15 protein-coding genes are annotated in these 16657 nt (G+C 71.1%); 5 read left to right on the top strand and 10 right to left on the bottom strand.

Annotated features, from left to right (window positions below):
* Positions 1–246: 246 nt before the first annotated feature.
* Positions 247–495, bottom strand: a complete 249-nt coding sequence (locus tag CcI49_RS32280; protein WP_006539780.1) for a WhiB family transcriptional regulator — start codon at positions 493–495, stop codon at positions 247–249.
* A 645-nt stretch (positions 496–1140) separates the two neighbouring features.
* Between CcI49_RS32280 and CcI49_RS32275 the strand changes: the two genes are divergently transcribed.
* Positions 1141–1989, top strand: a complete 849-nt coding sequence (locus tag CcI49_RS32275; RefSeq protein WP_083749852.1) for a glycerophosphodiester phosphodiesterase — start codon at positions 1141–1143, stop codon at positions 1987–1989.
* A 7-nt stretch (positions 1990–1996) separates the two neighbouring features.
* Here the strand turns inward: CcI49_RS32275 and CcI49_RS32270 are convergent, their stop codons facing one another.
* The gene (locus tag CcI49_RS32270; protein WP_054565125.1) at positions 1997–2992 is read right to left on the bottom strand and encodes a diacylglycerol kinase family protein; all 996 of its coding nucleotides are present in this window, start codon (positions 2990–2992) and stop codon (positions 1997–1999) included.
* A gap of 121 nt (positions 2993–3113) precedes the next feature.
* Here CcI49_RS32270 and CcI49_RS32265 point away from each other — a divergent pair, with 121 nt between their 5' ends.
* Entirely contained in the window at positions 3114–3614 is a 501-nt protein-coding gene (locus CcI49_RS32265; RefSeq protein ID WP_054565124.1) for a hypothetical protein, read from the top strand.
* A gap of 37 nt (positions 3615–3651) precedes the next feature.
* Here CcI49_RS32265 and CcI49_RS32260 read toward each other — a convergent pair whose 3' ends face one another.
* The 4 genes from CcI49_RS32260 to sodN all read right to left on the bottom strand — a co-directional run bounded on the left by CcI49_RS32260 (position 3652) and on the right by sodN (position 6885).
* Positions 3652–4827, bottom strand: a complete 1176-nt coding sequence (locus tag CcI49_RS32260) for an RNA polymerase sigma factor SigF (protein WP_076833007.1) — start codon at positions 4825–4827, stop codon at positions 3652–3654.
* Positions 4824–5360, bottom strand: coding sequence for an anti-sigma factor (locus CcI49_RS32255; protein WP_054565123.1), 537 nt, complete (start codon positions 5358–5360; stop codon positions 4824–4826). The genes CcI49_RS32260 and CcI49_RS32255 overlap by 4 nt, the downstream gene beginning before the upstream one ends.
* A gap of 455 nt (positions 5361–5815) precedes the next feature.
* Positions 5816–6307 carry a GNAT family N-acetyltransferase gene (locus CcI49_RS32250; protein ID WP_076833004.1) on the bottom strand — a complete coding sequence of 164 codons (492 nt, stop codon included), beginning with the start codon at positions 6305–6307 and terminating at the stop codon, positions 5816–5818.
* Positions 6308–6486: 179 nt separating this feature from the next.
* On the bottom strand, positions 6487–6885 hold the full coding sequence (gene sodN / locus CcI49_RS32245; RefSeq protein ID WP_054565120.1) for a superoxide dismutase, Ni: 399 nt from the start codon (positions 6883–6885) through the stop codon (positions 6487–6489).
* Between the two features lie 208 nt (positions 6886–7093).
* Between sodN and CcI49_RS32240 the strand changes: the two genes are divergently transcribed.
* Positions 7094–7384: a S24/S26 family peptidase gene (locus tag CcI49_RS32240; protein WP_193209815.1), complete on the top strand. Its 291-nt coding sequence runs from the start codon at positions 7094–7096 to the stop codon at positions 7382–7384.
* A gap of 204 nt (positions 7385–7588) precedes the next feature.
* Here the strand turns inward: CcI49_RS32240 and rfbC are convergent, their stop codons facing one another.
* Entirely contained in the window at positions 7589–8212 is a 624-nt protein-coding gene (gene rfbC, locus CcI49_RS32235; protein ID WP_076832998.1) for a dTDP-4-dehydrorhamnose 3,5-epimerase, read from the bottom strand.
* Positions 8213–9469: 1257 nt separating this feature from the next.
* On the opposite strand from rfbC, the gene CcI49_RS32230 reads away from it, so the two are divergent.
* Positions 9470–10744 (top strand): NADP-dependent malic enzyme, encoded by a 1275-nt coding sequence (locus CcI49_RS32230; protein ID WP_054565117.1) that lies wholly within the window; start codon positions 9470–9472, stop codon positions 10742–10744.
* 199 nt (positions 10745–10943) lie between these two features.
* On the opposite strand, the gene CcI49_RS42825 is transcribed toward CcI49_RS32230, so the two are convergent.
* A complete protein-coding gene (locus CcI49_RS42825; protein ID WP_193209816.1) occupies positions 10944–11087 on the bottom strand; it encodes a hypothetical protein in 144 nt (47 codons plus the stop codon).
* A 297-nt stretch (positions 11088–11384) separates the two neighbouring features.
* Between CcI49_RS42825 and CcI49_RS32220 the strand changes: the two genes are divergently transcribed.
* Positions 11385–12359, top strand: coding sequence for a zinc-binding dehydrogenase (locus tag CcI49_RS32220; protein WP_076832992.1), 975 nt, complete (start codon positions 11385–11387; stop codon positions 12357–12359).
* 49 nt (positions 12360–12408) lie between these two features.
* Here CcI49_RS32220 and CcI49_RS32215 read toward each other — a convergent pair whose 3' ends face one another.
* Together CcI49_RS32215 and CcI49_RS32210 are read right to left on the bottom strand one after the other, a co-directional pair.
* The gene (locus CcI49_RS32215) at positions 12409–12588 is read right to left on the bottom strand and encodes a DUF6104 family protein (protein WP_054565114.1); all 180 of its coding nucleotides are present in this window, start codon (positions 12586–12588) and stop codon (positions 12409–12411) included.
* A gap of 295 nt (positions 12589–12883) precedes the next feature.
* Positions 12884–16636: a multifunctional oxoglutarate decarboxylase/oxoglutarate dehydrogenase thiamine pyrophosphate-binding subunit/dihydrolipoyllysine-residue succinyltransferase subunit gene (locus tag CcI49_RS32210; protein ID WP_076832989.1), complete on the bottom strand. Its 3753-nt coding sequence runs from the start codon at positions 16634–16636 to the stop codon at positions 12884–12886.
* Positions 16637–16657 lie beyond the last annotated feature (21 nt).

Genomic DNA, 16657 nt, shown 5'->3' with positions numbered 1-16657 from the left:
GGCGGACCAGCGGACAGAGCGGCCGATGGTGTTACTCTTCGCGGCTCCCGCGCCGAGCGCGCGCGGGGACCACGCCCCGGTAGCGGACGCGGGCGACCTCTCCCACCGGGGGCGAGATCCAGCTCATCCGTGTACGTCGAGGCTGTCAGAGATCATTGTTTGGTTGTGGTCGGCCTGCCTGAAGCAGGCACGTTCCGTGCTGGCGCCGACTGGCGCGGTGTCGCCCAGGCCAGGGCGCTACCGAACTCAGGCGGTGCGAACTCGCAGGCGTTCCTGGCGCTTGAGCGCCCGACGTTCATCCTCGCTGAGACCGCCCCAGACTCCGGAGTCCTGCCCGGTGTCAAGAGCCCAGTTGAGACAGTCACTTGTGACTGCGCATCGCCTGCAGACTGCCTTCGCTTCTTCGACCTGGCGTTCTGCCGGACCGGTCGTACCGATCGGGAAGAAGAGCTCGGGATCCTCGTCACGGCAGAGCGCGCGGTGGCGCCAGTCCATGCGTACTACTCCCTCTCTCGTCTCGGACCACACTGCACATCAGACGCTCGGTGAGCCGCCTTGGTTGCGTCGCGTCCCAGAAGAAAATTTCGGATGTCTGGTTGGGGCGTGACGATCGGGGCTTGTGCGAGTGCATGCGCGTGGTCCCAGGTGCACGTGCATCTACCTCGGACATTCGCCACCCTCCCACCGGAACGGGCAGGTGCGCAAGAACCTGCATGCGTCTTCACACCGGGTCTGGCCGGTACCTGTCCACCAGGGACACGGGCGGACCACGGCTGAGCCGACCCTTCACCCAGGATTGGCCGTGGGGAGAGAATCCCTTGTCTCGTAGCTCTTTTTGGCCTACCGGATCATGTCTGACCGTTGTGGGGTGACTCGGCCCCGCGCGTCGCTGCCAGGCTAGCTGATCTTGTGAATGCGGACCATGACGCTTGGTCATTCTGTGCTAGGCTGTCGCTTTGGTGTTGATTCTCGCTGTGCATACGCCGCCCGTGCAAGACGTCTGCGCCCCGAACCACGTCCACGCCTGGGCACGCTGCCGGCGCCCACTGAGATCGAGGTCACCGGCGCCCTGAGGCGGGCCGTGGCAGCCCGGCGTGCCGCCGGCTACCGATCGCGGGTGCCTCCGTGCAGGATGGAGCGATGGAGGTTCTGGGGCATCGTGGCAGCCGGTCGCCCGGCCCGGAGAACACGGTCGAGGCCGTGGATGCCGCGTTACGAGCCGGTGCGGACGGAGTCGAGCTGGACGTCCGCCGCAGCGCCGACGGCGACCTGGTGTGCGTGCACGACGCTCGGCTGCCGCGTGTGGGCGGCCTCGGTGGGCGTGCGGTCATTCGCCGGTCGACGCGGGAGCTGGCCAGTCAGGGCATCCCCGCGCTCACCGAGATGCTCGACGCCTGGGGCGGCCGCGGGCGGCTCATTCTGGAGATCAAGAACCAGCCGGGCCAGCCGGACTTCGACGCGCCGCGGGAGCGGACGGCCCAGGCGCTGATCGAGCTCCTGCGCGCCAGGGGCGACGGCCACGCTGATGCCACGGCGGCGGGGATCACGGTGTCGTCCTTCGACTGGTTCGCGATCGAGGCGGTCCGGGACGCCGGGATCGGTGTCGGGACCGCGTTTCTGACAATGCCGCGCATGTCGGTCAGCGGCGGGATCGCCTACGTCCGCGCGGCCGGCCACGCGGAGCTGCACGCGCACCTGTCCGCCGTGCGCCGTGCGCCGGACGCCGTGACGCGGGCGCGTCGGGCCGGCATTCGGCTGGTCACCTGGACCGTCACCGACCCTGCGGCCGCGCTGGAGCTTCAGGACGCCGGAGTCGACGCCATCATCTGCGACGACCCGACCGCCATCCGCCGTGCGCTCGGGCGAGGAGAACCGACCGGCGGTCGGCCTGATGGCAACGGAGCCGAAGGCAGCGGGCCCCACGGCAGCGGGCCCCACGGCAGCGGGGCCGACGGCAGCGGGGCCGACGGGGGGAAGGACGCGCGCTGAGCGCGCGTCAGGCGATCACCCGCAGCGCGCTCGCCTCGTTGGCGAGCTCCACGGACTCGAAGAGCCCGAGTACCTCGCCGTCCATCTGCACCGTGACCGGGCGGTCAGCGTCCAGCGTGATGGATGACGCGTCATGGAGCCTGACGACGTTGCGCCCGCGCGGATCGGGATTGTCGCCGAGCATCTGCAGGCCGGTGCGTACCACGCTGGTCAGCCGGGCCCGCCGCAGGCCCACCAGGTCCAGGCCGGTGTCGAAGGACGCCTGGGGGCACGCGGCTACCGGCTGGTCGTTCAGGTAGGTCCAGGGCCGGGTGTTGCACACGATCGCCAGCGACACCTCGGCGGGAGCGGCGTCGTCCGCCGTGCCCTCGGCCGCCGCGGCCCCCTCGGCCGGTGTGGCGCCCTCGGCCGGGGTGGCTGCCGTCGTGACCTTGATGGTCGGGCCGGAGCGCCCGGTCCGCTTCACCATCTCGGCGATTGCGCAGCGCAGGAACAGCCCGGGCGTGCTGCGGCGCCCCTTCTGGCGACGGCGTTCGACCGCGGCCACCACATCGGCGTCCAGGCCCATGCCCAGGCAGAAGGCGAAGTAGCGCTGCTGGTCGCCGTAGTGGGCCAGCCCGACGCTGACGTCGCGGGAACGGCCTTCGCGCAGCGCGGCGAGCAGCTCGCCGGTCGCCTCGACGGGGGACGGGGAGTACCCGAGGGCGCGCGCGAACACGTTGGTGCTGCCGCCGGGCACCACGGCGAGTGCGGGGCCGTCGCTCGCCGGGCCGCTGCTGACCAGGCCGTTGACGACCTCGTTGACGGTTCCGTCGCCACCGAGCACGATCACCACGTCGACGCCCAGCTCGCGGGCGTGGACACCGAGCTCGACGCCGTGGCCGCGCCCCTTGGTGACGACCGTCTCCAGGGCGACGTCCGCGGTCAGAGCGGTGGCGAGCACGTCTCGGACCCGCTCGGTGGTCGTGGTCGCGACCGGATTGACGACCAGCAGCCCGTGCATACGAATACGGTAGCCTGCGCAAACATTCGGGGCAGTGGGGAGGGAAAACTCTCACACCGTGCGTCCGACGGCCGTGACGCAGCGCCCGGGTGTGGCGCTGTCCGGCACGTAATCTTGGCGGATGGGTACCAACCGTGGCGCCGTGGGGGAGTCCGGCCGTGGGCCGGAGCCGGCGGCGCAGGTGCGCGCGAGGCCGCGGCCAGTGCTTGTGGCAGGGGCGTTGCTGGGCATCGAGACGGCGGTTCTGGCCGGCCTGGGCGTGCTGCTGGTGGTTCGTGGCTTCGGGTCCGACATCGACGATGTCGGGCGGGCGGAGACCGGCGGGCTGCTGGCGCTGGTGGGCGCGGCCTGCCTCGGTCTCGTCACGTGGGGAGTGTTCCGAGGCCGGGAGGGGTTCCGGACCCCGGCTCTCGTGACCCAGATCCTGTGTCTTCCTGTTGCCTGGGGGCTGCTCCAGGGCGGCCTGTACGGCTACGGCGTGCCGCTGGTGGCGGTGCCGATCACCATCGTCATCGCCCTGGGGCTTGGCGGCGGGTACTTCCGGTCGGGCGATGACGCCGATCAGCCGGCCGCCCATCAGCCCGATGGTGGCCAGCGGGCGCCCAGACGGACGTCGACCTGAGCCGACCCGGGCCCGGGGGTCGGCCGGCGCCCGAGGATCAGCCGTCCTCCAGCAGCCCGCGGCGCAGCTGGGCCAGGGTGCGGGCAAGCAGCCGGGAAACGTGCATCTGCGAGATCCCGAGCTCGTTCGCGATCTGCGACTGCGTCATGTTGCCGAAGAAGCGGAGCAGCAGGATGCGCTTCTCGCGCGGCGGCAGCTTCTCCAGGAGCGGCTTGAGGGACTCGCGGTACTCCACGCCCTCCAGGGACTCGTCCTGCACCCCGAGCGTGTCGGCGACCGCCGGGGCCTCGTCGTCGCCGGAGTCCGGGGCGTCGAGCGAGACCGCGGAGTAGGCGTTCGCGGACTCCAGGCCCTCGAGCACCTCCTCCTCGGTCATCTCCAGATGGCGGGCGATCTCGCTGACGGTCGGCGACCGTCCGAGCGACTGGGACAGCTCGGAGGTCGCCTTCGTCAGCGAGAGCTTCAGCTCCTGGAGCCGGCGCGGAACCCGGATGGCCCAGCCCTTGTCCCGGAAGTGCCGCTTGATCTCACCGACGATCGTCGGTGTCGCGTAGGTCGAGAACTCGACGCCACGCTCCGGATCGAACCGGTCCACCGACTTGATGAGGCCGATCGTCGCGACCTGCACCAGGTCGTCGAGCGGCTCGCCGCGGTTTCGGAACCGACGAGCGAGGTATTCGACCAGCGGAAGGTGCATGCGGACGAGCTGGTCGCGCAGCGCCGCCCGCTCGGGGTCGCCCTCGGGCAGGGAGACCAGGCGGGCGAACAGGAGGCGGGCCCGGACCCGGTCCGGCGAGGTGCTGCCGGACCGCTCGGAGCTGTCGGCTCCCTCCGGGTCCGAGTCCGGGTCCGAACCCGGTTCGGCATCCGACCGGGTTGAACCGGGTTCGCCCGGGCCGGCTGGCCCGGCCGCGTCGACGGCATCGTCCGGATTGGCCTGCTCGCCCAGGGCCGAGGCCGTCGATGCGGACGAGGCGGGTGGCCCGCCCGCCGCGGACCCGCACTCGGAGCGTGGGCCGACGGTTGGCTCGGCGTGGCCGAGGCCGCCGCGGTCGGTTCCAGCCCCGGACAGCGCGGTCACGCCGGCGACGTCGTCGGCGCTGCGCTGGCTGATCGCGGTGACGGGGTCGCCCGCTCCCGCGGAGTCGAGGCCGCCCGCGTGGCCCGCGGGCGCTGATCGAGGTGTGGTGGGTGTTCTGCCGGCTGAAGTCACAACGTGCCTACCGTGTCGCCGAGGGCCGCTGCGGAGGCCGCGCCTGAGCCGCGTACGTGCCCGGCCGGGGGCTCACCCAGGTCGGCCCGGACGCCGCGACGCTTCTGAAGGGCAATGCTGACCCGGGAACCCGGGCCCGTCGAGCTGGAGACGTCACCGGCCAGCGCGGTCAGGACCGTCCAGGCGAACGTCTCCCTGGACGGCGGCTCGCCGTCCAGGCTTTCGACTGTGACCAGGACCTTCATAACGCCAGGTTCCAGGGCGAATCTGCATTCCAGCGACGAACCGGGAACGGCGGAGACGAGCAGCAGTGCGCAGGCCTCGTCCACCGCGATACGAAGATCCTCGATGTCGTCGAGAGTGAAGTCCAAGCGGGCCGCGAGGGACGCCGTGGCCGTCCGCAGGACGGTCAGATAGGCGCTCGCGGCGGGCAGGGTGAGCTGGACGACGTCGTGCGGGCCGCCCTCGTGGGTGGCTTCGCCCGAGATGCCGTCGGAGTTCTCCGCGCCGCCGGTAGAAGGCGTCGGATTCACGTTCCTACCCCCAAGAGCCCGGGTCGTGCGAGGAAGGTCCTCGTCGATGATGTATGTCGTCGTGCCGGGCGCCGTCGCCGCGACCAGTCATGTCATCCGGGGCGCCGTGTCCGTTTCCGGACGACACTCCGGTGCTGACCCATGCCCCGTTCCGCGGGGCGGTACTCCGATGATGGTCCTGCTGATGGTTCTGCCCGGGAGGAACACCTGGCGCGGCCTCCCGTGGTTCACCACCGTACCCAGCCTCCCTGGGGTGTCGCAGGTCGGGTGATCAGAACGCGCCGCCTGGGGTCCGACTGGTCGCGGATGGCCGATTCATACTCGGTCAACTGGGAATTCATCGCGCGGCTCGGCCGGATGCCGGCCGGCTGACAGGTCAGCGTGGATGGGCGGCCAGCCGGGGTGATACGGGTGCGAGCCCAGGACGAGTCCGGCGCGGCCGGCGAAAGGGCACGTCAGCCGATATCGGGGGACTGGCGCGGGCCGGCCAGCGCGGTGATCGCGGTGGCATCCAGGCGCCAGGTGGTCCACTCGGAGGTGGGTGCCGCCCCCACCGACCGGTAGAAGACGTGCGCGGGGGTGTTCCAGTCCAGCACAGCCCATTCGAGGCGCTGGTACCCGTGCTGGACGCAGAGCTGGGCCAGTTCCGCGAGCAGGGCCCGGCCGTGCCCATGGCGGCGGTGCTCGGGCCGTACGAACAGGTCGATCAGGTACATGCCGGCCTTGCCGGTCCAGGTCGAGAAGGTCGGGTGCCACAGCGCGCACCCGACGACCGTGCCGGCGTCGAGGGCGACCAGGCAGTACGCCGCGGGCGGGTCACCGAACAGCGCGGTGACGAGATCCTCGTCGGTCATCGACACGGCGTCCGGTTCCCGCTCGTAGGCGGCGAGGCCATGGACCAGGGCCAGAACGGCAGCGACGTCCGTGTGCTGCGCTGCTCTGATCATGTCGGCTCCGAAGGTGGCGTCAGGTGGCGTCAGGCGGTGCCAGGTGGCGGCGGCCGGTGGCAGGCACGGCGCTGGGCGGGTGGGCGAGGTCCGCCGAAAGGGCCCTGACGTGGGACGTCCCCACCAGGTGGCGCTGTGCGCCTCCGGCGGGGACGTCCGTCGTGCTGGTCGGGTGACCGTCAGGCGGCGGCCTTCGTCTCCCAGAAGATCGTCGAGATCTCGTCGATCAGGTCCAGGAGCTGCTGGCCCTGGGCCGGGTCGACCGAGCCCTTCGCTCCGGCGGCGCCGGCGGCCTTCGTGGCCTTCCAGAACAGTTCGTGCAGCTGCGGGTACTTCTCGATGTGGTTCGGCTTGAAGTAGTCGGTCCAGAGCACCCAGAGGTGGTGCTTGACGAGCTCCGCGCGCTCCTCCTTGATGGCCAGCGCGCGGGCCCGGAACTCGGGGTCGGTGTTGCCCTGGTACTTCTCCTGGATGGCCTTGACCGACTGGGCCTCGACCTTCGCCTGCGCGGGGTCGTAGACGCCGCAGGGCAGGTCGCAGTGGGCGTTGACGCTGATGGCGGGCTTGAGCAGGCTCATTCCGCTTCCTCTCTTTACGCCTCGGGTCTCAGGTCGCCCCAGGGCGGCCGTGTCCTCCGTACGGCGGGACAGGCCGGCCCGGGTGGGTGCGATCGCGGGATCCGGGCCGCGGATGTGCAGCTCGCGGGCCCGGATTTCCGCCTTCTGGCAACCTACCCCTGTGAGGCCGAGCATTTCTCTGCGGGCGGTGTCCGTTCGCGGCGAGTCCATGCGTCCGACACTGCGCGATGGCGATGCGTGCCTCGTGTTGTGGGGAGCGCCACCCAGGCCGGGAGACGTGGTGGTCGCCCGGTTGCCGGAACGAGGACTCGGAATCAAACGGGCCGAGTTCGCGGACCCGGACGGTTCCTGGTGGCTGCGTTCGGACAACGTGGGGGTCGGAACCGACAGCGCGACGTTCGGCATGGTCGCGGCGACCGACATCCTGGGCCGGGTGGTCGCCCGGTACTGGCCGCGGCCGCGTCCGCTGCGTCGTCGCCGCGTGCGGCCCGCGCCCTGATACGGCCCCTGTCCTTCGTGCGGCCCCTGTCTTCGTACGGCCCCTGTCTTCGTACGGCCACGGTCGTACATAGCGCGGCCACGTCGGAGCGCGGCCACGGCAGTGGTGCGGGGCTGCCGGTGGTGGGGCAGGTCGGAGCCGCCGGGGCCGCCGGAGCCGTTCTGGGGCCGCGGAGATGGCCTGCCGGCCGGGCGCGCGGCTGGTTCAGCCGCGGCCGACGCCGCTGCCGAGCGGTCGCAGCGATTCGTAGAAGGCCCTGCAGTCGGCGTAGTCGGGAAGGATTCCGGCGGCGGCGGCCTGCGACAGGCTCGGCGCCGCGACGTCCTTCTCGGACAGCAGCGGCGTGATGTCGGGTGGCCAGGGCAGGTCGAGGTCGGGGTCGAGCGGGTTGATCCCGTACTCACGGGCCGGCGTGTAGGGGGCCGAGCACAGATAGGTGATCACCGCGTTGTCGGTGAGGGCCATGAAGGCATGCCCCAGGCCTTCCGCGATGTACAGCCCGCGACGGTCGACGTCGTCGAGGATGACGGCCGCGTGCGCGCCGAAGGTCGGCGAGCCGAGCCGTATGTCGACCACACAGTCCAGAACGCGACCACTCACGCAGGTCACGTACTTTGCCTGGCTGGGCGGCACCTGGGCATAGTGCACTCCGCGCAGAGTTCMCGCGCGGCTGACGCTCGCGTTCGCCTGGGCGAGTTCGAGACGGTGCCCGGCCACTGATTCCAGCGTGTCGGTGCGGAACCATTCGAGGAATGTCCCGCGAGGGTCGGAGTGCTTGCGCGGGGTGAACAACCAGGTATCGGCTATCGGCAGCTCGGTGACCTCCACGAGAACATACGCTACTAGGTTTAGCTCGCCGATTCCTCGTCAGGCTCGTCCGGGAAGGCGTGCTCTGGGTGAACGAGATGACACCTTTGGTTATCATCTCGACGGCGGGTTGTCGGGGATCTCCCGAAATATGTCGCCGTGCCGTACGGGGGGTTACGGTGTTGACGCTGGACCTGTTCCTAGATCCTCTTTGTGTCGCCTCCCGCACTCCACCAATCCACGGACGAACAACATTTGTGCGGGCGTGAATCGTCTCACGATTCATCTGTGCTGCGTGTGTCGCGAACCCGTGATCATTGGGCTGATCTCGACGGGAAACAAGCAGGAAACGCACCGGAATCAGCCCCGCCGATGCGCCCGGGCTTTCGGCCCGATTGGGAAACCCGGATGACATGGGTGCCGGGAGGCCTGGCGGCGGGGAAGGCGCGCGGCCGCGGCGCGGTCTCTCCCGGCGACCCGGTCGGTTGCCGGGCCCGGTGTGGTGGCCTCCGGAATCTGGTGCGGTGGCCTCCGGGACCCGGCGGAGCGGCCTCCGGAACCCGGCGGAGCGGCCTCCGGAACCCGGCGCGGGCGCAGCCACGACCGGTTCCGGGCATCGCCGCTGCATCTGGGCATCGAGGCTGGTTCCGGACATGGTTCCGGACATCGCGATTGGTTCAGGGCATGAGGTGATTCGTGACCTGCGCCGTGATGTCCGTCTCACGGTTCCATCGTGATCAGACGACGTGTTCCCCGGCCCGCCGGACGATGCTCGCGGCGGCGCCGCGAAGGCCGGCGGCGGCGCCGCCACCGCGCCGGGTGTGCCGGACCGGTGGCGGTTGTGACGCTCGTGACCGGCCCGAATCGAGTCGGATGGGCGACAGGTACCGCCGCCGGGCGGCCTGTCGCCGCGGCGCGCGACGGTGTCGCGGGCCGCCCGAGACGCCTACAAGCACAGTCATGTCACGAGCACGCTACGTCGGTGGCCTCGGTTCCCGTCTGTCGGTTTCGCGCAGGAGACATCCGCGGCCGGTCAGTGGCGAACCAGACAGCCGGGCTCGGGGCGCTGCACGTGCCATATTGGAAGCTGCGCCGGGCCACCCCCGCCGCAGACATGTGGCACAACCAGCCGCCTCACACGCCGAGGCGACAGCGCAAGGCCCGCCGCCCCGCGAACGCGTGATCTTCGCCGGGGTCCCGGGAACGTCCTAGCCACGTCCGGGCAGTGACACCGTTCGCCGGACGGTACCGCCGTGGCTTGTCCGAGGAGCCCCTTTCGTGACCGCAACGACCGACCACACGACCCTCGACCAGTCCATCGCCGCCCCGGTCCAGGGCGCGGCCTCGCCGCAGTCGCCGGCAGTGTCGCCGGGCTTCGACGGGCCGAGCCCGCGCCCCTCCGACGACGATCCCGCCTTCGCGCTGCACCGTGGCGGAAAGATCGGGATCGGCCTGACCGCGCCGCTGAACAACCGTGAAGACCTCTCCCTCGCCTACACGCCGGGCGTGGCCAGGGTGTGCATGGCGATCGCCGAGGCGCCGGCACTGGCTGACGATTACACCTGGCGCGCCAACACGGTCGCCGTTGTGACCGACGGAACCGCGGTGCTCGGCCTCGGCGACATCGGGCCTGCCGCGGCGCTGCCGGTCATGGAGGGCAAGGCCGCGCTGTTCAAGCACTTCGGCGGCGTGGACGCGGTGCCGATCTGCCTCGACTGCACCGACGTCGAGGAGATCGTCGCCACCGTCGCGAGGCTCGCCCCGGGCTTCGGCGGTGTCAACCTGGAGGACATCTCGGCGCCGCGCTGCTTCGAGATCGAGGCGCTGCTCCAGGAGCGTGTCGACATCCCCGTCTTCCATGACGACCAGCACGGCACCGCGATCGTGGCGCTCGCCGCGCTGGAGAACGCCGCGCGGCTCACCGGCCGGAACCTCTCGGACCTGCGGGCCGTGGTGTCGGGGGCGGGCGCCGCCGGGATCGCCGTGACCCGCATCCTGCTCGCGGCAGGGATCGGTGACATCGCCGTCGGCGACAGCCGCGGCATGATCTACGCCGGCCGCGATGGCCTGACGCCGATCAAGGCCGCGCTCGCCGCGGACACGAACAAGGCCGGCAAGCAGGGCTCGATCAACGAGGCCCTCGCCGGCGCGGACGTCTACCTCGGCCTCTCCGCCGGCAAGGTGCCCGAGGAGGTCGTGGCGACGATGGCGCCGGAGGCGATCATCTTCGCGATGGCGAACCCCGACCCCGAGATCGACCCCGAGGTCGCGCACAAGTACGCCCGCATCGTCGCGACCGGTCGCAGCGACTACCCCAACCAGATCAACAACGTCCTGGCGTTCCCCGGTGTGTTCCGCGGTGCGCTGGATGTCCGCGCGAGCCGGGTCACCGAGGGCATGAAGCTGGCGGCCGCCCGGGCGCTCGCCGACGTGATCGCGGACGAGCTCAGCGAGGACAACATCATCCCGAGCGTCTTCGACGCGCGGGTCGCCCCCGCCGTCTCGGCGGCGGTGGCCGAAGCGGCCCGTGCCGACGGAGTCGCGCGCCGCTGATCAGGCGCGCCTGAGGATGGCCGCCGAGGGTTTCCCACCCTCGGCGGCCATCGTCGTCTCCGGCCAGCTCCCAGGCCCCTGTCAGGGCGCCTGCTCGCAGGCTCCTGCCGGGGCGGCGCCTGTTCGGCGGGCTCCTGGCGGGGCCGCTGGCCGGCCCACAGGCCCAGCCGAGACGGGCCCGCGACCCTGCCTGGAACGGTCAGACCCGGCCGCAGCCCAGACAGGGCCGGTTCTCGTTCACCTCGGCCAGCGGACGCAGCGCGCCGCAGCCCTTGTAGGAGCAGCACACAAAATCCGCCGACGGGACGATGATGATCGGGTCGCCGTCGGTCGCGAGCGTCATCGGCGGCTCGGGGGCCGGCACCGGCCGATGCCGACGCCAGCCGAATCGGCGACCGCCCCCGTCACGGCCGACCGCAGCCGGCGTTCCTCCCTGTGTTGCCACGGGACTGAGTTCAACACATCCGCGGGGTCGGCGCGACGGCCGGGGCCTTTGGATCGTGCGGTCACAGGCCGCCGGGCTGCGCAGAGGCTCGTCGGGTGCGGGTTGAAGCCACCCGAACCCGGACGAACTCCGAGGCACCGAGAGGGCACGGAGCGTCCGAGCGCCAGGCGTCACCGGCGCAATAGGGTCGGGCTCGTGCTTGCCGCTGCCGCAGTCGCGATCAACCCGGACGACCCGCTCTCAGGCCTGCGCGTCGGTGATCAGCCCGCGCCGGTGGTCCCGGAGGGCTGGACCACGGTCTCGGTGCGGGCCGCCGCGCTCAACCATCACGATCTTTTCAGCCTGCGCGGTGTGGGCCTGCCCGCCGAGCGGCTGCCGATGATCCTGGGCTGCGATGCCGCCGGGGTCAGCGCCGACGGTGCGGACGTCATCGTCCACGCGGTCATCGGCGACCCGGCCCGGGGCGGTGGCGACGAGACCCTGGACCCGTCCCGGACGCTGCTTTCCGAGCTGCATCCGGGAACACTGGCCGAGCAGGTGGCCGTCCCACGGGCGAATCTCGTGCCGAAACCGGCGTCGCTGTCGTGGGAGGAGGCGGCCTGCCTGCCGACCGCCTGGCTGACCGCCTACCGCATGGTGGTCAGCCGCTCGGGCCTGCCCGCGAGCGGCGGTGGCACGATGCTGGTCCAGGGGGCCGGCGGCGGGGTGGCGACGGCGGCCCTGATGATCGGTAAGGCGGTCGGGCACACCGTCTTCGTCACCTCGCGGGACGAGGCGAAGCGTCGTCGTGCGCTCGATCTGGGCGCCGACCTCGCGGTCGCGACGGGGGAGCGCCTGCCGGCCCGCGTCGACGCGGTGATCGAGACGGTCGGTGCCGCCACCTGGTCGCATTCGGTGCGTTCGCTGCGCCCGGGCGGCCGGATCGTCTGCTCCGGGGCGACCAGCGGGCCGAACCCGCCGGCGGAGCTGAACCGGATCTTCTTTCTCCAGCTCTCGGTCGTCGGCTCGACGATGGGCACCCGCGGTGAGCTGGCCGACCTGGTGAGCCTCCTGGACCGAACCGGCACCCGCCCGCTGGTCGACGACGTCCGCCCGCTCGCGGACGCGCGAGCCTCGTTCGAACGTCTCGCCCAGGGTGAGGTGTTCGGCAAGCTCGTCCTCACCGTCTAAGGCCGGGTTCTCCGGGGAGCGGTGCGGCGGGCGTTGCGCGGGTGCGGCGCTAGAGGTCGGGGTCGTCGTCGGGCCGGGCGAGCCAGGTCGCGAGCTGTTCGACGGCGTCCTCGAACTGTGGGTGCAGGTCGACGAAGGTGCGCAGCGCGTCGGCGAGCCATTCGAAGGACACCGACTCCTCGCCGCGCCGGTTGGCGAGCTCCTCGATGCCACGGTCGGTGAAGTACATGCCTGGACGGTATCGGGTCGTACGAGTCGCGCAGGCGTGCAAGGTCGCGAAACGAGATCCGGCGGTGGGCCGGGCCCGTGGCAGTCAGGGCCCGGCCCACCGCCGGCTTGGGCCGCTGTCGTCGCGTGTCCTGCTATGCGTCGCTGTGCGTACGCTTGCTGCTATGTAGCCGCCCGGTCGCCTACTGCGGACCAGCTCAGGTGCTGCGGCCCGCAGCAGGCTGGCGGGTCGGAGCCGCGCCGATCGTGCACTGCGGCCGCCTGGCGCCAGGCGGCCGCAGTGGCACGGTCAGGCGTCAGTCGCTGAAGGCCGCCTCGACGAGAGCTGCCTGCTCCCGCTCGTGCACCCGGGACGAGCCGGAGGCCGGGGCGGCCGAGGCCCGCCGCGAGACCCGCCGCAGCCGCAGGCCCTCGGGCAGCGACTCGGGCAGGTTCAGCGCCATGTGCGGGTAGGCGCCCTGGTTCGCCGGCTCCTCCTGGACCCAGACGAGGTCGGTCAGGTTCGGGTACCGGCTCAGCAGCGCGGCGAGCTCCGGCCCGGGGGTCGGGTAGAGCTGCTCGACGCGCAGCAGGGCGAAGCGCTGGGCGTCGTTGCGCTTCTCCTTGGCGGCGGCGAGGTCGTAGTAGACCTTGCCGGCCGACAGCAGCACCCGCCGCACGCTGGCCGGGTCGCTGACCGAGGCGTCGTCGATGATCGGCTGCCAGGCGCCGCCGGTGAGCTCCTCGACGGTGCAGGCGGCGGCCTTCAGCCGCAGCATCGACTTCGGCGTGAAGACGATCAGCGGCCGGCGCACCGGTGACAGCGCCTGCCGGCGCAGCAGGTGGAAGTAGCTGGCCGGGCTGGACGGGGCGGAGACGGTCATGTTGCCGTCGGCGCACAGCGAGAGGAACCGCTCGATACGGGCCGAGGAGTGGTCCGGCCCCTGGCCCTCGTACCCGTGCGGCAGCAGCAGGGTCAGCGAGGAACGCTGGCCCCACTTCGCCTCACCGGCCGAGATGAACTCGTCGATGATCGACTGTGCGCCGTTGGCGAAGTCGCCGAACTGCGCCTCCCACAGCACCAGGGTGTCGTCCCGGGCCACCGAGTAGCCGTACTCGAAGCCCATCGCGGCGAACTCGGAGAGCAGCGAGTCGTAGGTGTAGAAGGTGCCGACCCGGGAGCCGTCGTCGTTGCGCAGGGTGCGCAGCGGCGTGTGGTCCTCCGCGGTGTAGCGGTCGACCAGCACGGAGTGCCGCTGGCCGAAGGTGCCGCGGCGGCTGTCCTGGCCGGTGAGCCGCACCGAGGTGCCGCCCAGCAGCAGGCTGCCGAACGCGATCATCTCGGCGAGCGCCCAGTCGATGGCCCCGGTCTCGACCATCTGCGGGCGGYGTTCGATCTGCGGCCGCAGGCGCGGGTGCATCACGAAGCCGTCCGGCAGGTTGACCTGGGTGTCGACGATCTTCTTGACGATCTCCAGCGGCACCGCGGTGGTGACCGCGGCGGCTGCGGCGGCCTCGGCCGGGGTGGTGACGATCCGCGGCTGCGGCGTGGGCCGGGTCGTGGTCTCCCTGGTCTCGGCGAACGCCTTCTCCAGCTCGGCCCGGTAGCTCTTCATCGCCAGCTCGGCCTCGTCGCGGGTGATGTCCCCACGGCCGATCAGGGCCTCGGTGTAGACCTTGCGCACCGACCGCTTGGAAGCGATCGTGTCGTACATCAGCGGCTGGGTGAAGGACGGCTCGTCCATCTCGTTGTGACCCCGCCGGCGGTAGCAGACCAGGTCGATGACGACGTCCTTGTTGAACTCCTGCCGGTAGGCGAACGCCAGCGCCGCCACCCGGACGCACGCCTCCGGGTCGTCCCCGTTGACGTGGAAGATCGGCGCCTGCACCATGCGCGCCACGTCGGTCGCGTAGACCGAGGAGCGGCTGGACGTCGGTGAGGTGGTGAAGCCGACCTGGTTGTTGATGACCACGTGCACGGTGCCACCGGTGCGGTAGCCGCGCAGCTGGGAGAGGTTCAGCGTCTCGGCGACCACACCCTGGCCGGCGAACGCGGCGTCACCGTGGATCAGCACCGGCAGCACCGTGAAGCCTTCGAAGCCCTTGTCCAGGACGTCCTGCTTCGCCCGGGCGACACCTTCGAGGACGCCGTCGACGGCCTCGAGGTGCGACGGGTTGGCGACCACCGAGACGGGGACGGTGCGCCCCTCCTGGTCGGTGTAGACGCCGTCGGCACCCAGGTGGTACTTGACGTCACCCGAGCCGTGCGCGGTCTGCGGGTCGACGTAGCCCTCGAACTCGTCGAAGATCTGCCGGTACGACTTGCCGACGATGTTCGCGAGCACGTTGAGCCGCCCGCGGTGCGCCATGCCGATGACGACCTCGTCGAGCGTGGCCTCCGCCGCCCGGCCGAGGATCTCGTCCAGCAGCGGGATCGTCGACTCGGCGCCCTCGAGCGAGAACCGGCGCTGGCCGACGTACTTGGTCTGCAGGAACGACTCGAAGGCCTCGGCGGCGCCGAGGCGCTCCAGGACGTACAGCTGCTCGGCCGGGTCGGGCCGCTCCGCGGAGCGCTCGACGCGGGCCTGGATCCAGGTGCGCTCCTCCGGCTCCTGGATGTGCATGTACTCGATGCCGACCCGACGGCAGTAGGAGTCACGCAGGACGCCGAGGATGTCCCGCAGCCGCATCGTGCGCTGCCCGGCGAAGCCACCCACCGCGAACTCGCGGTCGAGGTCCCACAGGGTCAGGCCGTGGCCGATGATGTCCAGGTCGGGGTGGCTGCGGATGGCGAACTCGAGCGGGTTCGTGTCGGCCATCAGGTGACCACRCACCCGGTAGGCGTGGATGAGCTCCATCACCCGGGCGCCGTGGTCGAGGTCGCCCTCGTGGTGGGCGGAGATGTCGGGCAGCCAGCGGATCGGCACGTAGGGGRCCCGCAGCGACGCGAAGATCTCGTCGTAGAACCCGTCGGCGCCCAGCAGCAGCTCGTGGATGCGCCGCAGGTACTCGCCGGACTGCGCGCCCTGGATGATCCGGTGGTCGTAGGTGCTGGTCAGCGTCATGATCTTGGAGATCGCGAGCTTCGTCAGGGTCTGCTCGGAGGCGCCCTGGAACTCGGCCGGGTACTCCATGGCACCGACGCCGATGATCGTGCCCTGGCCCTCCATGAGGCGCGGGACGGAGTGCACCGTCCCGATGCCGCCGGGGTTGGTCAGGCTGATCGTGACGCCGGTGAAGTCGTCCATGGTCAGCTTGTTCGTGCGGGCCCGGCGGACGAGGTCCTCATACGCCAGCCAGAACTGGCTGAAGTCGAGGGTCTCGGCCTTCTTCACCGCGGCGACGACGAGCTGGCGCCCCTTGGGCGTGACCAGGTCGATCGCGAGGCCGAGGTTGATGTGCTCCGGCTGGACGAGCGTCGGCTTGCCGTCGATCTCGGCGTAGGACGCGTTCATCGCCGGGTGGTCGATCAGGGCCTTCACCATGGCGTAGCCGATCACATGGGTGAAGGAGATCTTCCCGCCGCTGGACCGCGCGAGGTGCCGGTTGATGACGATGCGGTTGTCGGCCAGCAGCTTCGCCGGCACCGCACGCACGGACGTCGCGGTCGGGACGTGCAGCGAGGTCTCCATGTTGGAGACCACCCGGGCGGACGCGCCGCGCAACGGGGTGCGCTCCCCGGCCGCGACCGGGGTCGCGGGCTTGGCCGGCGCGGAAGCCGGCTTCGCGACCGCATCCGTGCTCGCGGCGGCAGGCGCCGCGGCCGGTGCCGCCGGCGCGGGAGCCGCCGGGACCGCTGGCGCCAGGGCCGGGACCGGTGCCACGCTCGCGGTGGCAGCCGGAGCGGAGGGGGTCGAAGGCGTCGGCGTTGACGCGGGACTGGGGGCGGTGGCACCGCTCGCCTGCGCGTTCCCGGCAGCCGGGTTCGCGGGGCGGTAGTCGGAGAGGAACTCGCGCCATTCGGGGGAGACGCTCTCCGGGTCCTCGAGATACTGCTGGTAGATCTCGAAGACCAGCCACTCGTTAGGGCCGAAGTCAGGTTCTGACGCGGGTACCGTCGGTGCTGTCACGGAGCCAATCGCCTCTATCCA

Origin of the sequence: Frankia sp. CcI49 (assembly GCF_001983215.1) — a bacterium.
In the GTDB taxonomy this organism is placed as follows: Bacteria; Actinomycetota; Actinomycetes; order Frankiales; family Frankiaceae; genus Parafrankia; species Parafrankia irregularis.
The sequence above is the reverse complement of the archived record's forward strand: the minus strand, read 5'-3'. Positions and strand labels throughout refer to the sequence as shown.

Excerpts from the sequence above, each read along its gene's own strand:
- CcI49_RS32265 (WP_054565124.1), top strand. The coding sequence starts at position 3,114 with ATGGGTACCAACCGTGGCGCCGTGGGGGAGTCCGGCCGTGGGCCGGAG.
- sodN (WP_054565120.1), bottom strand. The coding sequence starts at position 6,885 with ATGAGCCTGCTCAAGCCCGCCATCAGCGTCAACGCCCACTGCGACCTG.
- CcI49_RS32215 (WP_054565114.1), bottom strand. The coding sequence starts at position 12,588 with ATGTACTTCACCGACCGTGGCATCGAGGAGCTCGCCAACCGGCGCGGC.
- CcI49_RS32250 (WP_076833004.1), bottom strand. The coding sequence starts at position 6,307 with ATGATCAGAGCAGCGCAGCACACGGACGTCGCTGCCGTTCTGGCCCTG.
- CcI49_RS42825 (WP_193209816.1), bottom strand. The coding sequence starts at position 11,087 with ATGACGCTCGCGACCGACGGCGACCCGATCATCATCGTCCCGTCGGCG.
- CcI49_RS32275 (WP_083749852.1), top strand. The coding sequence starts at position 1,141 with ATGGAGGTTCTGGGGCATCGTGGCAGCCGGTCGCCCGGCCCGGAGAAC.
- CcI49_RS32240 (WP_193209815.1), top strand. The coding sequence starts at position 7,094 with ATGCGTCCGACACTGCGCGATGGCGATGCGTGCCTCGTGTTGTGGGGA.
- CcI49_RS32280 (WP_006539780.1), bottom strand. The coding sequence starts at position 495 with ATGGACTGGCGCCACCGCGCGCTCTGCCGTGACGAGGATCCCGAGCTC.
- CcI49_RS32270 (WP_054565125.1), bottom strand. The coding sequence starts at position 2,992 with ATGCACGGGCTGCTGGTCGTCAATCCGGTCGCGACCACGACCACCGAG.